At 67.9% G+C, this 15,692-nt stretch carries 15 protein-coding genes; 6 read left to right on the top strand and 9 right to left on the bottom strand.

Features of this window, described 5'->3' with window-relative positions; all coding sequences use genetic code 11:
- Positions 1-19 precede the first annotated feature (19 nt).
- Complete coding sequence (locus tag NA3_RS16845; RefSeq protein ID WP_062964533.1) at positions 20-2,374, bottom strand: arylsulfatase; 2,355 nt, start codon at positions 2,372-2,374, stop codon at positions 20-22.
- A 307-nt stretch (positions 2,375-2,681) separates the two neighbouring features.
- Positions 2,682-3,899 (bottom strand): pyridoxal phosphate-dependent aminotransferase, encoded by a 1,218-nt coding sequence (locus NA3_RS16840; protein WP_372464227.1) that lies wholly within the window; start codon positions 3,897-3,899, stop codon positions 2,682-2,684.
- Positions 3,900-3,985: 86 nt separating this feature from the next.
- Between NA3_RS16840 and NA3_RS16835 the strand changes: the two genes are divergently transcribed.
- Positions 3,986-4,588, top strand: a complete 603-nt coding sequence (locus tag NA3_RS16835) for a winged helix-turn-helix transcriptional regulator (protein WP_062964532.1) — start codon at positions 3,986-3,988, stop codon at positions 4,586-4,588.
- A 14-nt stretch (positions 4,589-4,602) separates the two neighbouring features.
- On the opposite strand, the gene fadD8 is transcribed toward NA3_RS16835, so the two are convergent.
- Together fadD8 and NA3_RS16825 are read right to left on the bottom strand one after the other, a co-directional pair.
- Positions 4,603-6,222, bottom strand: a complete 1,620-nt coding sequence (fadD8, locus tag NA3_RS16830) for a fatty-acid--CoA ligase FadD8 (protein WP_062964531.1) — start codon at positions 6,220-6,222, stop codon at positions 4,603-4,605.
- 32 nt (positions 6,223-6,254) lie between these two features.
- Entirely contained in the window at positions 6,255-6,995 is a 741-nt protein-coding gene (locus NA3_RS16825; RefSeq protein ID WP_062964530.1) for a glucose 1-dehydrogenase, read from the bottom strand.
- A gap of 206 nt (positions 6,996-7,201) precedes the next feature.
- On the opposite strand from NA3_RS16825, the gene NA3_RS16820 reads away from it, so the two are divergent.
- Positions 7,202-8,272, top strand: a complete 1,071-nt coding sequence (locus NA3_RS16820; protein ID WP_062964529.1) for an NAD(P)H-dependent amine dehydrogenase family protein — start codon at positions 7,202-7,204, stop codon at positions 8,270-8,272.
- Complete coding sequence (locus NA3_RS16815; protein WP_062964528.1) at positions 8,269-9,336, top strand: NAD-dependent epimerase/dehydratase family protein; 1,068 nt, start codon at positions 8,269-8,271, stop codon at positions 9,334-9,336. The genes NA3_RS16820 and NA3_RS16815 overlap by 4 nt, the downstream gene beginning before the upstream one ends.
- A gap of 70 nt (positions 9,337-9,406) precedes the next feature.
- Here the strand turns inward: NA3_RS16815 and NA3_RS16810 are convergent, their stop codons facing one another.
- Positions 9,407-9,637 carry a hypothetical protein gene (locus NA3_RS16810; RefSeq protein ID WP_062964527.1) on the bottom strand — a complete coding sequence of 77 codons (231 nt, stop codon included), beginning with the start codon at positions 9,635-9,637 and terminating at the stop codon, positions 9,407-9,409.
- A 161-nt stretch (positions 9,638-9,798) separates the two neighbouring features.
- Here NA3_RS16810 and NA3_RS16805 point away from each other — a divergent pair, with 161 nt between their 5' ends.
- Positions 9,799-10,080, top strand: coding sequence for a DUF3263 domain-containing protein (locus NA3_RS16805; RefSeq protein WP_062964526.1), 282 nt, complete (start codon positions 9,799-9,801; stop codon positions 10,078-10,080).
- Positions 10,081-10,094: 14 nt separating this feature from the next.
- Here the strand turns inward: NA3_RS16805 and NA3_RS16800 are convergent, their stop codons facing one another.
- The 4 genes from NA3_RS16800 to NA3_RS16785 all read right to left on the bottom strand — a co-directional run bounded on the left by NA3_RS16800 (position 10,095) and on the right by NA3_RS16785 (position 13,822).
- The gene (locus tag NA3_RS16800) at positions 10,095-10,523 is read right to left on the bottom strand and encodes a hypothetical protein (protein ID WP_174561081.1); all 429 of its coding nucleotides are present in this window, start codon (positions 10,521-10,523) and stop codon (positions 10,095-10,097) included.
- A gap of 122 nt (positions 10,524-10,645) precedes the next feature.
- The gene (locus NA3_RS16795; protein ID WP_062964524.1) at positions 10,646-12,043 is read right to left on the bottom strand and encodes a glycoside hydrolase family 27 protein; all 1,398 of its coding nucleotides are present in this window, start codon (positions 12,041-12,043) and stop codon (positions 10,646-10,648) included.
- Positions 12,040-12,942 (bottom strand): dienelactone hydrolase family protein, encoded by a 903-nt coding sequence (locus NA3_RS16790; protein ID WP_062964523.1) that lies wholly within the window; start codon positions 12,940-12,942, stop codon positions 12,040-12,042. The genes NA3_RS16795 and NA3_RS16790 overlap by 4 nt, the downstream gene beginning before the upstream one ends.
- Positions 12,943-13,000: 58 nt before the next feature.
- Complete coding sequence (locus tag NA3_RS16785; RefSeq protein WP_062964522.1) at positions 13,001-13,822, bottom strand: DUF3097 domain-containing protein; 822 nt, start codon at positions 13,820-13,822, stop codon at positions 13,001-13,003.
- A gap of 177 nt (positions 13,823-13,999) precedes the next feature.
- On the opposite strand from NA3_RS16785, the gene NA3_RS16780 reads away from it, so the two are divergent.
- Positions 14,000-14,431 carry an NfeD family protein gene (locus NA3_RS16780; protein WP_036502267.1) on the top strand — a complete coding sequence of 144 codons (432 nt, stop codon included), beginning with the start codon at positions 14,000-14,002 and terminating at the stop codon, positions 14,429-14,431.
- Entirely contained in the window at positions 14,431-15,675 is a 1,245-nt protein-coding gene (locus NA3_RS16775) for an SPFH domain-containing protein (protein WP_062964521.1), read from the top strand. The genes NA3_RS16780 and NA3_RS16775 overlap by 1 nt, the downstream gene beginning before the upstream one ends.
- The last annotated feature ends 17 nt before the right edge of the window (positions 15,676-15,692 follow it).

Genomic DNA, 15,692 nt, shown 5'->3' with positions numbered 1-15,692 from the left:
GTTGCCGCGGCCGACGGCCTCAATCCCTCGAAAAGGCAGCGGCGGCAGCCATTTCGAGGTCGAGGTACGGTTTACCGCTCACATCCTCGACGACCTGGTGCATGATTCCGCCGGTGAACGGGAAGGGCGCGTGGTAGCGCGGGGTGACCGACTGGCCGCTGTCGCGACCGACCCGGACCCCCTCGCCGACGCCGGAGAACACGGTCGGCTGGGTGCGCATATCGTCGAGCGACGCCACCGGGTCCTCGTCGATGTAGAGGACCGCCTCTCCGGTCGGGGTGAAATTGTCCGGCCGGGTGCCCTTCCGTTCATAGCGCATGCCCAGGATGTGGTCACCGAGCGGTACCGGGCGGTCGGAGACCATCACCTGTTCCTCCTCGCCGAGGAAGTTGTAGACGTAATAAAGATGTCCGTCCCGCAGGAACAGGGTGTGCCCGCCGAGGCGCCCGCCGTGGGCGAAGAGCACACCCTCGGCGCCGGGACTGGTGATGGTCGTCTCGGCGAGCAAGGCGAAGGATCGGCCGCGAATCTCCAGCGCGGCCCCCGGCCCCACCTCGGCGATGCCGGGATAGTAGACAGCGGTGTCGCGGGCCGCGGCGTACGTCGGCCGGTCGCGCAGCATCACCGACACGATGTCGAGGTCGTAGAGCGGCAGACCGTTGTACTTCTCGGCTTCGGAGAACCACAGCGCCTTCAATTCCTCCAGCTTCTCGGGATGAGTGCCGGCCAGGTCGTGCATCTGGCTGCGGTCGTGTTCGATATGGAACAGCTCCCACCGGTCGCTGTCGAAATGCCCCCAGCCCGACGGGCACGCCGCGTGCACCGTGTCGGCGAACCAGCCCCGGTGCCAGATGCCGCGGGTGCCCAGCATCGAATAGAACTGCGTGTGCTTGCCGGGATCGGCGTTCGGGTCGTCGAGCAGGGCCCGGAAACTGACCCCTTCCAGTGGGCGCTGCGCGACGTTCTTCACCGTGTCCGGCGGAGTGATGCCGAGCAGGTCGTAGACCGTCGGGGTGATGTCGCAGACGTTGAGATAGTGGTGGCGCAGTTCGCCGCGGGCGGCGATTCCGGCCGGCCACGAGAGCAGACACGGGTCGGCGATGCCGCCTTCGTGGGAGGCGTAGCGCTTGTACAGCTTGTACGGGGTGTTGAAGGCCATCGCCCACCCGATGCTGTAGTGGTTGTAGGTGGTCGGCGAGCCGAGCTCGTCGATTTTGGCCAGGCTGTCCTCGATCGTGTCGACGTAGCCGTTGAAGAATTTCATCTCGTTGGCCGACCCGTTCGGACCGCCCTCACCACTGGCGCCGTTGTCGGAGAAGGCGACGATGATCGTATTGTCGAGCTGCCCGCTCTCCTCGAGATAATCGAGAAGCCGTCCGATCTGCGCATCGGTATAGGACAGGAATCCGGCGAAGACCTCCGCCTGGCGACGGAACAGCCGTTTCTCGTCCTCCGACAGCGAATCCCATGCGCGCACCGTGTCCTGCAGCGGCCAGGGCTCGCCGTTGCTTCCGGTGGCGTCGGCGTAGGGATTCATCGGCGACAGTTCGGTGTCCTCCGGGATCAGCCCCATCCGCTTCTGGTTCTCCAGCACGATCTCGCGGTACTTCTCGTATCCCATATCGAATGTGCCGCGGTACTTGTCCGCCCATTCGCGCGGGACATGATGCGGCGCGTGACCGCATCCGGGGCACAGATACATGAACCACGGTTTGTCCGGAGCGATGACCTTGGCGTCACGAACGAACTCGATCGACTTGTCGGCCAGATCTTTCGACAGGTGGTATCCGTCCTCCGGTGAGTACGGCGCGGTGACCGGGTGATTGTCGTAGACCAGGTTGGGATACCACTGGTCGGCTTCGCCGCCGAGGAATCCGTAGAACCGCTCGAATCCGCGTCCCAGCGGCCAATGGCGCTTCGAGGCCGCGAGGTTGTTCTCCTCGAGCGGTGTCATATGCCATTTGCCGACGGCGTAGGTATTCCATCCGCGCTCGGCGAGAACCTCCGAACACAGGGCGGTGTCGTCGGGAATCCTGCCGCTCATACTCGGGAAGCCGTCGGTGAACTCCTCGATGGTCGCCATACCGACGGATGTCGGATTCCTTCCGGTGAGCAGCGACGCGCGAGTCGGGGAACACAGCGCGGTGGTGTGGAACTGGGTGAATTGGATTCCGTGATCGGCGATTCGCTTCATATTCGGCATCTCGACCAGCCCGCCGTAGCAGTCCCAGGTGGCGATTCCGATGTCGTCCCACACCAGATACAGCACATTCGGTGCGCCGCGGGGTGCGGTCGGTTCCGCGAACGGCTTCCAGTCGGCGACGGAATCACGAATATCGAGCGCGATATGTCCTTCGAATTTCTCGGCCACCATCCACCTCCGGACGGAGAGTCATCGGATCGCCGTCGATCCGATCCGGGGCCGCCCACCCGCACGTGTCCATCCGTGGTCGTCGGGGCGCGGCCTCGATGCCTGCTGGATTCTCTCGGGCTCGCACGAACGGCCGAGAGTCGATAGGGACTGCCGTGCGACGGCCACTCGTCCGGTTCGCGAAACGGCATCCGGATATGGCTGGTCACACCCTGTGCGCCCATAGATCGTACCGGGCGCGCGGGGTGCGGCGGTGGGTAAGTGAAGAAAGAGGCGGCACGGACCCGGGCGCACCGATCAGGCGACGCGGCTATTGGCGGTAGGTGGACAGGAAGCGGCCGATGCGCTCGATGATGGCCTCCAATTCGTCGGCATGCGGCAGGGTGGTGATCCGGAAATGGTCGGGGGTCGACCAGTTGAAACCGGTGCCCTGCACGATGTGCAGCTTTTCCTGCAGGAGCAGATCGAGCACGAACTGTTCGTCGTCGTGAATGGCGTAGACACGCGGATCGATGCGCGGGAACGCGTACAGGGCGCCCTTGGGTTTCACGCAGGTGATGCCCGGGATCGCGGTGAGCGCCTCCCAGGCGCGGTCGCGCTGTTCGCGCAGGCGTCCGCCCGGCAGCGTCAGGTCGTAGATGCTCTGGTGCCCGCCGAGTGCGGCCTGAATCGCTTGCTGCGCAGGGACATTCGCGCACAGCCGCAATCCCGCGAGCATGGTGAGGCCCTCGAGGTAGTTCTCCGCGTGGCCGGTGGGCCCGGAGACGACCAGCCAGCCGCCGCGCAGGCCCGCGCAGCGATAGGCCTTGGACAGGCCTGAGAAGGTCAGGCACAGCAGGTCGGGCGCCAGCGCGGCGATCGAGGTGTGGGTGAGGCCGTCGTAGTAGATCTTGTCGTAGATCTCGTCGGCGAAGACCACCAGGTTGTGGCGGCGGGCGAGGTCGAGGATTTCCCGCAGCACCTCGGGCGGGTAGACGGCGCCGGTGGGATTGTTCGGGTTGATGAGCACCAGGGCGCGGGTGCGGTCGGTGATCTTGGCCGAGATGTCGGCCGTATCCGGATACCAGTCGGCGCCCTCGTCGCAGATGTAGTGCACCGGCCGCCCGCCGTTGAGCGTGGTCGCCGCCGTCCACAGCGGGAAATCCGGTGCGGGAACGAGGACTTCGTCGCCGTTCTCGAGCAGCGCGGTGAGCGCCATCATGATCAGCTCGGAGACACCGTTGCCGAGAAAGACCTGCTCGACGCCGACGTCGGGGAGGCCGAGGGTCTGGTAGTACTGCACCACGGCGCGCCGCGCCGGCAACAGGCCCTTCGAGGACGAGTAGCCGGTCGAGGCCGGCAATGTGCGGACGATGTCCTGCAGGATCTCCGCGGGCGCCTCGAAGCCGAACGGCAATGGGTTGCCGGTGTTGAGTTTGACGACGTGATGGCCTTCGGCTTCCAGCCGCGCGGCCTGCTCGGCAACCGGGCCGCGAATCTCGTACGAGACTCCCATGAGTTTGCTGGACTGGTTGACCTGCATGAACATCCCCTTCCGGCGTGTAGGCCGCCTACTGTACTTGGTTATTCCAAGTTTATGCTTGGATTTTCCAAGTGCTGGGATAGGCTGGGGATGTGCCACGCCGAACCTATGACCACTACTGCCCGGTCAGCCGCGCGCTCGAAGTCGTCGGTGATCGCTGGAATCTGCTGGTGGTTCGCGAATTGTGCTCGGGCCCAAGGCGTTACAGCGATCTGTTCGCCGATCTCCCGGGCATCAGCACCGATATTCTGGCGGCCCGGCTGAAGGATCTGGAACGCGACGGCATACTCACCCATCGCAAGGTCGGGTCGCGATCGGCGGCCGCCGTCTACGAGCTCACCCCCGCCGGCGCGGCGCTACGGCCTGTGCTGCAAGCGCTCTCGGAATGGGGGGCGCCGTTGCTGGGGGAGCGTCGCGCCACCGACGCGGTGCGCGCACACTGGTTCGCGCTGCCGCTGGGACGCGCGGTCGCCGATGTCGTGCCCGCCGGCACGGTCACGGTCCACATCGGCGACGCGGCACTGCACTACGTCATCGGCCCCGCCGGCATCAGCCATCACGAGGGCCCCGCGCCGGCCGCCGACCACGAATTCCGGCTCGATATGGCGGTGGCGACCGAGATCGCCACCGGCGCACGACGTCTCGCCGACGTCGTGGGTGAGCCGGGGCGCGGAGGGCGCGGGGCGCGCTCGTAAGGCCGGGTGACGACCTACCGCTCGAGTTCGGCGGTGACGAGGGCTTGAACGGCCTTCTTGTCGACCTTGCCCAGCCCCGTCAACGGCAGCGCGTCGACCACGACGATGTGCTTGGGAGCTTGCACGGAACCCTTGCGGCGCTTGACATCCTGCTGGATGTCGTCGATCGCCGCGGCCACCGCGTCGGAATCGGCCGCGGTGGCAGGGTCGAAGACGACCGCGGCCGTCACCGCCTCGCCCCAGCGGGGGTCGGAGACGCCCACCACGGCGACGCCCTGGACGCGGGCGTCGGCGGCGATGACATCCTCCACCTCTCTGGGAAAGACGTTGAAGCCGCCGGTGACGATCATGTCCTTGCTGCGTCCGACGATATGCCAGAAGCCGTCCGGATCCTCGCGAGCCAGATCCCCGGTGTGCAGCCAGCCGTCGCGGAAGGTCTCCGCGGTGACGTCCGGCAGATTCAGGTAACCACCGGCCAGCAGTGGCCCGGATACACAGATCTCGCCGACCTCGCCCGGCGCCACACGCTTGCCATCGGTGCCGATCAGCCCGGTGCGCAACGCCGCCGACGGGCGGCCGCAGGAGGTGAGCCGAGCCTCGTCGTGCTCGTCCTTGGCCAGATAGCTGATCACCATCGGCGCTTCGGACTGGCCGTAGTACTGGGCGAAGATGGGACCGAACCGCGCGATGGCCTGCGTAAGGCGTTTCGGATCGATGGACGAGGCGCCGTAGTAGATCGTCTCCAGCGACGACAGATCGCGCGAGTCGATATCGGGATGGTCGAGCAGCGCGTACAGCATCGACGGCACCAGCATGGTCGCGGAGATGCGATGTTCCTCGATGGCGCGCAGCACCTCGCCGGCGTCGAATCGCGGAAGTACCACGCATTGCCCGCCCTGCAGCACCACCGGCAGGAAGAACGCGGCGCCCGCGTGCGACAGCGGCGTGCAGATCAGGAATCGCGGGCGCTGCGGCCATTCCCATTCCGAGAGCTGGATCTGGGTCATGGTCGCCATGGTGCCGGCGGTGCCGATGACACCCTTGGGCTTGCCGGTGGTGCCGCCGGTGTAGCTGATCGAGACGACGAAATCCGGTGGGATATCGACGGCTTCGATCGGTTCCGGCGTGTATTGGGCTGCGGCGGCGATCAAGTCGACGCCGATGTCGGCCAGTTCCTCCGGGACCGGGCCGAGGACGAGGATCCGCTTCAGTTCGGGAACCCGGTCGGCCAGTTCGCGCGCGCGCCGCACGAACGCCGGCTGCGGATCGATGACGAGATTCGTGATACCGGCATCGGTCAGCACGTGCACGTGGTCGTCGAGCCCGCCCATCGGATGCAGTGCGGTGCGCCGATGTCCGGCGATCTGGCCGGCGCCGAGGATGAACAGCACCTCGGGACGGTTGAGGGCGAGCAGCGCGCTCGGGGTGCCGAGCCCGACCTCGTGGGCGGCGAACGCGGCGATGTATCGGCTGATGGCGTCGATGACGTCGGCGCCGGTGAGGACGGTGTCGCCGAGTGTCATCACCGGGTCGCGCCGATGGCGCCGCAGTCCGGCGAGCAGGGCGTGCCCGTTGTGGGTCGGCAGCCGCAGCAGAGTCGCGGGATCGATTGTGCTGGTTTCTGTTTGGGGCATATCTGTGCTCCTGGAGGGGATGTCGTCCGGGGTCAGGAGGTCTTGTGCGGTACCGCGGTCACCAGTCCGCCGTCCACGACGAACTCCGAGCCCGTCGCATACGAGGATTCGTCGCTCGCCAGGAACAGCACGAAGGTCGCCACCTCTTCGGGCTGTGCCGGACGGCCCAGCGGAATCGTCACCAGATCGTCGGGGATGGCGGCGGTCATGGGTGTGCGGATCAGCCCGGGGTGCAGCGAATTCACGCGAATGTTGTGCGGCGCCAGCTCGAGTGCGGCCGACTTCGCCAGGCCGCGCACACCCCACTTGGAGGCGACATAGCCGTGTGCCCACGGCGCGCCGCGCAATCCTTCGATCGAGGAGACGTTGACGATGGATCCGCCGCCGGCGGCGATCATCGGCTCGACCGCGGCCTGCATGCCGAGAAACGTTCCGGTCAGGTTCACATCGAGGATGCGGCGCCACTGTTCGAGTTCGAACTTGCGCAGCGAATTGCCGTTGACGATGCCCGCGTTGTTGACCAGCACGTCGAGTTTGCCGAATTCGCCGACGGCCGTGGACACCGCCGCCGCCCAGTCCGCGGGCTCGGTCACGTCCAGGTGCACGAAACGCGCGGCATCCCCGAGTTCGCCGGCCAGAGCCGCACCTTCGTCGTCGAGAATGTCACCGATCACGACCTTCGCGCCTTCGGCGACGAGCAGTCGCGCATGGGCCGCACCCATACCTCGCGAGCCCCCGCTGATGAGTGCAATCTTGCCGTCTACACGTCCCATGCCGGTGACGCTACCATGCAAACTGGAACATGTTCTAGACACTGTTCCAGAGGTCCGACCGCTGTTCGCGCGGGTGATCTGTTGTCGGCCGGCGCGGGATCGTAGTACTGTCCAGACACTTGTCCGACTGCGGCCCGTATGATCACCCGCCGGTACGGCAGCGACGCCGGCCGCCTGCGGTGCCGCAGCGATCCGAGGAGAGACGAATGCCCATCCGCGTCGTGCACATCGGCACCGGCAATGTCGGCCGGCTCGCACTGGCCGGCCTGATCGAGGACCCGCGCTTCGAACTGGTCGGCGTGTGCGTTTCAACGAAGGAGAAGGTCGGCAAGGACGCCGGCGAACTGGCCGGCCTCGACGTCGCCACCGGCATCCGCGCGACCGGCGAGCTGGCGGAGGTGCTCGCCCTGCGCCCGGACTGCGCGGTCTACTGCGCGATGGGCGATACCCGGTTGCTGGAAGCGCTGGAGGACTGCCGCCGCATCCTGGCCGCCGGCGTCGACATCGTCGGATCGGCTCCGGGACTGCTGCAGTATCCGTGGAAGGTGTTGCCGGACAAGTTCTTCGCCGCCATCGAGGCGGCTGCGCGCGAGGGTGATGCCAGCATCTTCATCACCGGCATCGATCCCGGTTTCGCCAACGATCTGATCCCGCTCGCCTTCGCCGGCACCTGCCGCGACATCGAACAGGTGCGGTGTTCGGAGATCGCCGACTACGCCACCTACGACGGCGCGACGGTCATGTTCGACGTCATGGGATTCGGCAAACCCCTCGACGAGGTGCCGATGCTGCTGCAGCCCGGGGTGCTGGGCATGGCCTGGGGCACGACGATCCGGCAACTCGAGGCGGGGCTGGGCATCACCGTCGACGAGATCACCGAATCCTACGAGCGGGAACCGGCGCCGGAGAGCTTCGACATCGCCGCCGGGCACGTGCCCGAAGGGTCGGTCGCGGCAATACATTTCGAGATCCGCGGGCTGGTGAAGGGCCGCCCGGTCATCGTCATCGAGCACACCACCCGGCTGCGGGGCGACCTGCGACCCGATTGGCCGCAGCCGGCCCAGCCCGGCGGGTCCTATCGGGTCGAGATCGTCGGCGAACCCTCCTATACCGTCGACATCTGTCCCACCAGCCGCCACGGCGACCACAATCACGCGGCGATCGTGGCCGCCGCGGGCCGGATCGTCAACGCCATCCCCGCGGTGGTCGGCGCCCCCGCCGGAATCCGCACCGCCCTCGACCTGCCGCTGATCGCCGGAAGCGTTGTGGCCGAATGACTTCGGGGCCGGTACTCGTCACCGGTGCGTTCGGGCTGGTCGGCACCGCGCTGGTGCGCACCCTCGCCACAGGCGGGTCCCGCGTCATCGCCACCGACCTCGACATCCCGGCCAACCGCCGCGCGGCGCGAAGGTTCACCGGTGCCGGCGTGGAGGTGCGATGGGCGGATCTGACCGTGCCGCAGCAGGTTCGTGAGCTGCTGCGCTCGGTGCGTCCGAGCGCGATCGTCCATCTTGCCGCGATCATCCCGCCGGTCTGTTACCAGCGCCGCGGCCTCGCCCGCGCCGTCAATGTGGAGGCCACCGCCACACTGCTCGACGCCGCGGCCGAACTCACCGCGCCGCCGCGGTTCGTGCTCGCGTCGAGTATCGCGGTATACGGCGCCCGCAATCCGCATCGGTCCGGCGGACTGCTCACGCCGGACACTCCGGTGCGGCCGGCGGATCTGTACGGCGCGCACAAGGCGGAGGCCGAACGGCTGGTGCGGGCGTCGCGACCGGAGTGGGTGATTCTGCGGCTCGGCGGCGTACTCACCGTCGAGCCGATGCGTGGCCTGGACGGTGACGTGCTCACCTTCGAGGCGGCGCTGCCGGCCGACGGGCGAATCACCACGGTCGACGTGCGCGATGTGGCCGCCGCGTTCACGGCCGCGATCGGCACGCCGTGCGTGCGCGAGGTTTTCCTGATCGGCGGCGACGCTTCACATCGGCTGCGACAGTGCGATATCGGCGCCTCGATCGCCGCGGCCTCCGGGTTGCCCGGGGCCATCCCGCGCGGACTGGACGGGGACCCGGACAGCGATGCGGACTGGTTCGCCACCGACTGGATGGATACTGCACGCTCCCAGGACGTGCTGCGCTTCCAGCATCACTCCTTCCCGGATATGCTCGCCGAAATCCGTTCCAGGACAGGCATAGTGCGGTTTCTCGCCCGCCCGTCCACGCCGGTGGTCCGTTGGTATCTCGGACGGCTGTCGCCGTACCGCGACGGCTCACGCGCGTTTGCCGACCCGTGGGGTGCGATCCGTGCTCGATTCGGCGATCCGGAGCCGGATCGTCACTGATCAGCCACGGGCCCGCACGAGGTTCACGCCCGGCCCGTGTTCGTCGAGCGCTCGAGGCCCAGGGGGGACATCATCGATAGATGATCCTGGTCGCGACATGTTCCACCGAGCAGGCGCCGCTGTGCAGTGAGTAACCCATGCTCGCGGTGAGCACTGTCCCTAGATAGATCGCTTCGAGTGCCTTCATGCGGTCCGGGTCGGGGTCGGAGCCGGCCGCCGCGCGAATGCGACGCCGGATTTCCGGCGCGATCAGGCTTCGAGTACTCGCGACGTCGAACGGGCTGTGCGGTGTTGTCGCCATGGCGTGTCGCTTCTTCCCCTCCGGTGTGGAGGAAGTGGCCTGCGGTCGTGGGCGCCACAGATATGGACACCTGTCTGGACAATATTACACTTCGACGGGTACCGCAAAGTCCGACCGCCCCGGCGCCGTGCGGCGGGGCCCGCGAATCTCGTGAGTGAACGATGACCGACGAAGAACAGGCAATCATCGATTTCGCCATGCTGTGGCTGCCCTACGGCGGGCCGCCGGACGAGGAGATCCTCGTACGTTTCGGCATGAGCGAACAGCGTTTCCGCACCCGGCTCGCAGCCATCGTCGCCGATCGCGGCACGCGTGTCGATCGCGCGTGGCGACAGCGAGCCGCGGTGCTGCTGCGGTCGTATCTCGGCGGCGAGCCGCAACTCGGCCTCTCCCGCATCCGCCCTCGGCCGTGGGACGGCGGATACCCTGCCGGGTGGATGTGAAGGAAATGCGCGAATCAGCCGGGAGCGCCGCCGATCTCGGCGGCGGAGGTACGCGCGAAATCGATGCGACGGCGCGCATTGGACAGAGTGCTGATCACGCTGGTGCCGACAGGACCCGTGCGGTCGTAGAGGGTGGCGACGCCGACGGCGATACCGCCCGAGGCGATGGAATTGTCGGCACGCACCCCCAGTTCGTGTCCGCGGGGCAGGCGGGAAAGGTTCACCGTCACATCGGCATTGATGTAACCGGCCCCTTCCGAGCCCCAGTGGCAGACGTGGTTGGTGCCGTCGCCGAGGATCGCGGCGCGCTGGAACGGAGTGATCGCCTCGCCCGCCACCAGCGGCGGCAGACTGTGCCAGGCGATCTTACGGTCGGCATTCTGGTTCGCGGCCAGCCGCTGGGCCACGAGCCGGCCACCGTCCTCACGAAAGAAACTCACCATCGATATCCGATTCCCCTACGGTCCGTTCGCTGGAAAGCCCAGGCGTGGAACACGTTACAGTCGCCGGGCATGGGAGGGCAGGATGTTTCGGAGATCCTCCGTGTCCGGTCGGCCCTGAAACCTCACGCTCCGGGAGTGATCCTCAGCAGCGCCACGCCGTGGGCGGGAATGTCCGGCGCGACGATGCGGCCGTCGGTCACCGTCGTCGTCGCGGCCCAGATGTCGTGCACGGTGTACGACCGTGCCTGTGCGAGACCGACTTCGGTGGCGCCGGTCGCGAGGGTGAGCGGCTGCTCGCCGGGGTTGAGCAGTGCCACCGCGACCGAACCGTCGGCCAGAGGTTTGGTGAGGATCCGGTGATCGCGGGGGAGCGGGACTGCGGGGGCCACCCGGGTGTCCTGATCGATGGCGATCACCCCGGCATGGGTGAGCAGCTCGCGCGTGGGCTCGTCCATCGTGCGGACATCGTTTCCCGCGATGAGCGGGGCGGACAGCATCGCCCACAGCGACAGATGGGCCTGTTCCTCGGCGGGCGAGAGGGTGTGCGGATTGCGCAGCATCGCCAGCGTGTCCGGCGATATCCCCAACCGGCGGGCCAGGTAGGCGGTCTCGTCGGCGGTGAGTGCCGACCGGCGCACGGCGGTTCCGGGCAGGCCGTCCAGATGGGCTCCCAGGAATTGCGACATCGACAGCCCGACGACGAGCATGTCGGGGTCGGGCCAGTATCCCGGCCGGCTGGGCCGGGCGTGGAGGGCGGCGTCGGCCTCATCGGCGACACCGCGGACCGACGTGGTGTCGAATCCGCCGATATCGGGCTCGGGAAAGGTGTTGCGCCACATCGGAATCAGATCGGCGGTGCTGCGGGCCGAGTTCGCGACGGCGGACCAGTCGTAGTCGACGCCGGCGCGGGCGTCGGCGGAGCTGTTGGGATTGATGCTGTAGACGATGCTGCGACCGGTCGATCGCAGCGCGTCGCGCATCCGGGCGAAATCACGAACCTGCTCATCGTGATTCGCATCGGTCCGGCACCAGTCGTATTTGAGCAGGTCGACACCCCACTGGGCGAATCGCCGCGCATCCTGCAGCTCGTGGCCGCGGCTCGCGGTCGCTGGGGTCTGCCCGCAGATCTCGTTGAAGGGACTGGAATACAGGCCCAGAAACATACCGTGTTGGTGGGCGTAGGTGGCCACCGCCGCCATGCCGTGCGGGAACCGGACCGGATCCGCCGTGAGATCGCCCGACGAATCCCGTTGCGGCGCAGCCCAGCCCGCGTCCAGATCGACATAGCGATAACCGGCGTCGCGCAGACCGTCCGACACCATCGCGTCGATCGTTTCGCGCACCGACTGCTCGCTCGGCGACATCCCGGAATCCCAGGAATTCCACCCCATCGGAGGAGTCGCCCGCACGACCGGCGGCTGCGTCACCGGCTGACGTACCGCACTGCCCGCCATCGCGGCACCCACTGCGACGACACCGGCCGCGAAGACCGCGAGCCTTGTCGCACCGGCGCGTCTCACCCGAGATACTGCGCGTACCAGTCGGTGACGCGCTGCCAGGCGGCGGCGGCCGCGGCGGGCTGGTAATTCGGGCCGGTGTCGTTGAAGAACGCGTGATTGGCGTCGTCGGCGACGAAGATCTCGTGCGGCACCCCGGCTCGGTTCAGCGCCGCCTCGGCCGCGGGACGCGTCGCGTCGACACGCTTGTCGAGTGCGCCGTACACGGCGAGAACCGCCGTCGCGGTGGTGATGTCGTCGTCACCGGGATACGGGCCGTAGAAGGGGGTGGCCGCGGCCAGCTCCCGGGTGCCATGGGTGAGCAGCAGCCAGGTGAGACCGCCACCGAAACAGAAACCCGTGGCGCCCAGCTTCTTTCCCGGCACCCGGCGGCCCAGTTCCGCCACACCGGCCTGCAGATCGGCGATGAAACGATCCTGCGGTGCCTTGCCCAGCGCCGCGGTGGCCGCGGCCTGGTCGGTGAAGGTGGCGGTGCCGCCCTCTTCGGAGAGCAGATCCACCGCGAGCGCGGAATACCCGATTCCGGCGAAACGCCCGGCGACGGAACGGATGTGGTCGGTGAGGCCCTTGTTCTCGTGGATCACCAGGACGCCGCCCCGAGGTTGTGCCGCGGCGGCCCAAGCGGCCTGCAGGGCGCGGCCGTCGGGGCCGGCGAACGTGATCGCGGTGGGCTGGACCGCGGTCGCGGTTCCCGGCGGTGGTACTGAGCTCGACGGTGCGGTCGGCTTCGTGCTCCCCGCCGAAGTGCCGGACCGCTGCGCGCAGGCGGCCAGCAACGCCACCGCCGCCGGGGTGCCGAGCCCGAGCAGGCTCAGCCGCCGCAGCGCCTCCCGGCGGCTGAGCAGGCCCTCGGCATGGTCGGTACCGATCTCCTCCGCGATGTAACGCTGCAGCGGCGTCATACCGGCCAGCGTAACCACGGTCCCTGTGAATCGGCACGCGTACGGCGGACCGGCGGCCTCACTCCGGTTCGGTGACGAAGTCGATGAGCTGTTCCACCGCGCCCAGCAGCGGCGCCTCCAGATCGCGGAAGCTGTCGACGGCGTTGTAGACCCGCCGCCAGCCCTCCGACGGGGTACCCCAGCCGAGGCGGCGGCAGACGCCGGTCTTCCAGTCCTCACCGCGCGGCACCCGCGGCCAGGCTTCGATACCGACGGCCTGCGGCCGCACCGCCTGCCAGATATCGATGTAGGGATGGCCGGTGACCAGGACGTGGGGGCCGAGGCCGGTGGTCAGATTCGTCTCCTTGGACCCGGTGACCAGGTGGTCCACCAGCACCCCGACCCGGCGGCCGGACTCCGGCCGGAAGTCGGTCAGGCGCTCGGCGAGGTGGTCGAGTCCTTCCAGATGCTCCACGACCACGCCCTCCACCCGCAGGTCGTGCCCCCACACGCGTTCCACCAGCGCCGCGTCGTGCACGCCCTCGACCCAGATCCGGCTGGCCCGCGCCACGCGGGCGCGCAGTCCCTCCACCCGCGTGGAGCCCGAGGCGGAGCGCGTGGGTGCGGCCGGCGCGGTCGCCTTCGGCCGGACCAGCGTCACCGGCTGCCCGTCGATCAGGAACGCCGCCTCACGCAAGGCGAACAGCCGGACCCGGCCGCCGCGGTCCTCGAGTTTCACGAAGTCGCCGTCGTAGGTGCGCTCGAAACCGACGACGGCGCCGCAGAATCCGCTGGCCGCGTCCTCGGCGACGAGATCGCGTTCGGCGACGACCTGCGGTACCGCGCGCTTGCGGGTTCGAGCGTGTCCGGAATAGATGTCACCGTAATCGCGCGCACTCACCCGGCCGAAACTACCTGTTTCCCTTGCCGTTCGGCGGGAGGCGAGGCCACGACCGGCGATGCGGTCCGGCCGGCGAAGGCTGGCGCCCACCGGATCCGGACCGGTGACCGGCGTGTTTCCGCTCGACTCGTCCGCTTAAAGGCGCGGAAAAACGGACAGGCACGGTACGGTTGACTCGTGGCCGCAATCGTATGGCTGGTCGCGGGAATTCTGCTCGCCGCAGCCGAGATGCTCACCGGTGACTTCACGCTGCTCATGTTGGGCGGGGCGGCGTTGATCACCGCGGGGGTTGCCGGGATCGCGCAGACGTCGGTGGTGATCGACGCCGTGGTGTTCGCGATCTCCGCCATCGGGCTGCTGTTCGTCGTTCGCCCGATGTTGTTGCGCCGCTTCGCGACTCCACCGCCCACGCCGACCAATGTCGACGCGTTGCCGGGGAAGACGGCGAAGGTGCTGGAGGCGGTGAACGAGAACAGCGGTCAGGTGAAGATCGGTGGCGAAGTGTGGAGCGCACGCCCGTTCGACCCGGCCGATGAATATGCCGAGGGTGAGACCGTCTACGTCATGAAGATCGACGGCGCGCACGCCGTCGTCTGGAAGGGGCCGTAATGGCTGTACTGATCGTCGCGATCGTCATCGTGGTGCTGGTCGCGGTGGTGGTCTTCAAGTCGATCGCGCTGGTACCGCAGGCCGAGGCCGCGGTGATCGAGCGGCTGGGCAGATATTCGCGCACCGTATCGGGCCAGCTGACATTCCTGGTCCCGTTCGCCGACCGGATCCGCGCGAAGGTCGACCTGCGCGAACGGGTCGTGTCGTTCCCGCCGCAGCCGGTGATCACCCAGGACAACCTCACCGTGCAGATCGATTCGGTGGTGTATTTCCAGGTCACCAGCCCGCAGGCCGCGGTCTACGAGATCAGCAACTACATCGCCGCGGTCGAGCAGCTGACCATCACCACCCTGCGCAACGTGGTCGGCGGCATGACCCTGGAGGAGACGCTGACCTCCCGCGACCAGATCAACTCCCAGCTGCGCGGCGTCCTCGACGAGGCGACCGGCCGCTGGGGCCTGCGGGTGGCACGAGTGGAATTGAAGGCCATCGATCCGCCGCCGTCGATCCAGGAATCGATGGAGAAGCAGATGAAGGCCGACCGTGAGAAGCGCGCGATGATTCTCACCGCGGAAGGTAACCGCGAGGCGCAGATCAAGACGGCCGAGGGTGCCAAGCAGTCCCAGATCCTCGCGGCCGAAGGTTCCAAGCAGTCGGCCATCCTGTCCGCCGAAGGTGAGCGGCAGAGCCGGATCCTGCGCGCCCAGGGTGAACGCGCGGCCGCCTACCTGCAGGCGCAGGGCCAGGCGAAGGCGATCGAAAAGGTCTTCGCCGCAATCAAATCCGGCAAACCGACCCCGGAGCTGCTCGCCTACCAGTACATGCAGACACTGCCGCTGGTGGCGAAGGGCGATGCGAACAAGGTCTGGATGGTGCCGAGCGACTTCGGCAAGGCACTGGAAGGGTTCGCCCGCAACTTCGGAACCCAGGGGGAGGACGGCGTCTTCCGCTACGAGCCCAGTGACGACGGCGCCGCGAGCGCACCCGACGACGACGCCGACGAAGTGGCCGACTGGTTCGACATCAAGACCGACCCGGCCGCCGAGCGCGCGGTGCGGGCCGCCGAGGCCGCCGCGGCCACACCGGTCGATTCGCCGCTGGTCGCGCCCAATCAGCCCCGCCATCTGCCGCCGCAGAGCGCGCCCATCCCACCGTCGCCGCCGGCGCAGCAGCAGCAACCGGCGCCGCGCCCCGGCGATGCCGGCGGCCGGCCGTGGCAGCCGCCGGAATATCCGGGACGTTAACGGGGTAACCGGATTTC

The organism is Nocardia africana NBRC 100379, from assembly GCF_001612635.1.
Taxonomy (GTDB): Bacteria; Actinomycetota; Actinomycetes; order Mycobacteriales; family Mycobacteriaceae; genus Nocardia; species Nocardia africana.
The sequence above is the reverse complement of the archived record's forward strand: the minus strand, read 5'-3'. Positions and strand labels throughout refer to the sequence as shown.

Excerpts from the sequence above, each read along its gene's own strand:
- NA3_RS16845 (WP_062964533.1), bottom strand. The coding sequence starts at position 2,374 with ATGGTGGCCGAGAAATTCGAAGGACATATCGCGCTCGATATTCGTGAT.
- NA3_RS16840 (WP_372464227.1), bottom strand. The coding sequence starts at position 3,899 with ATGTTCATGCAGGTCAACCAGTCCAGCAAACTCATGGGAGTCTCGTAC.
- fadD8 (WP_062964531.1), bottom strand. The coding sequence starts at position 6,222 with ATGCCCCAAACAGAAACCAGCACAATCGATCCCGCGACTCTGCTGCGG.
- NA3_RS16825 (WP_062964530.1), bottom strand. The coding sequence starts at position 6,995 with ATGGGACGTGTAGACGGCAAGATTGCACTCATCAGCGGGGGCTCGCGA.
- NA3_RS16820 (WP_062964529.1), top strand. The coding sequence starts at position 7,202 with ATGCCCATCCGCGTCGTGCACATCGGCACCGGCAATGTCGGCCGGCTC.
- NA3_RS16815 (WP_062964528.1), top strand. The coding sequence starts at position 8,269 with ATGACTTCGGGGCCGGTACTCGTCACCGGTGCGTTCGGGCTGGTCGGC.
- NA3_RS16810 (WP_062964527.1), bottom strand. The coding sequence starts at position 9,637 with ATGGCGACAACACCGCACAGCCCGTTCGACGTCGCGAGTACTCGAAGC.
- NA3_RS16805 (WP_062964526.1), top strand. The coding sequence starts at position 9,799 with ATGACCGACGAAGAACAGGCAATCATCGATTTCGCCATGCTGTGGCTG.
- NA3_RS16800 (WP_174561081.1), bottom strand. The coding sequence starts at position 10,523 with ATGGTGAGTTTCTTTCGTGAGGACGGTGGCCGGCTCGTGGCCCAGCGG.
- NA3_RS16790 (WP_062964523.1), bottom strand. The coding sequence starts at position 12,942 with ATGACGCCGCTGCAGCGTTACATCGCGGAGGAGATCGGTACCGACCAT.
- NA3_RS16775 (WP_062964521.1), top strand. The coding sequence starts at position 14,431 with ATGGCTGTACTGATCGTCGCGATCGTCATCGTGGTGCTGGTCGCGGTG.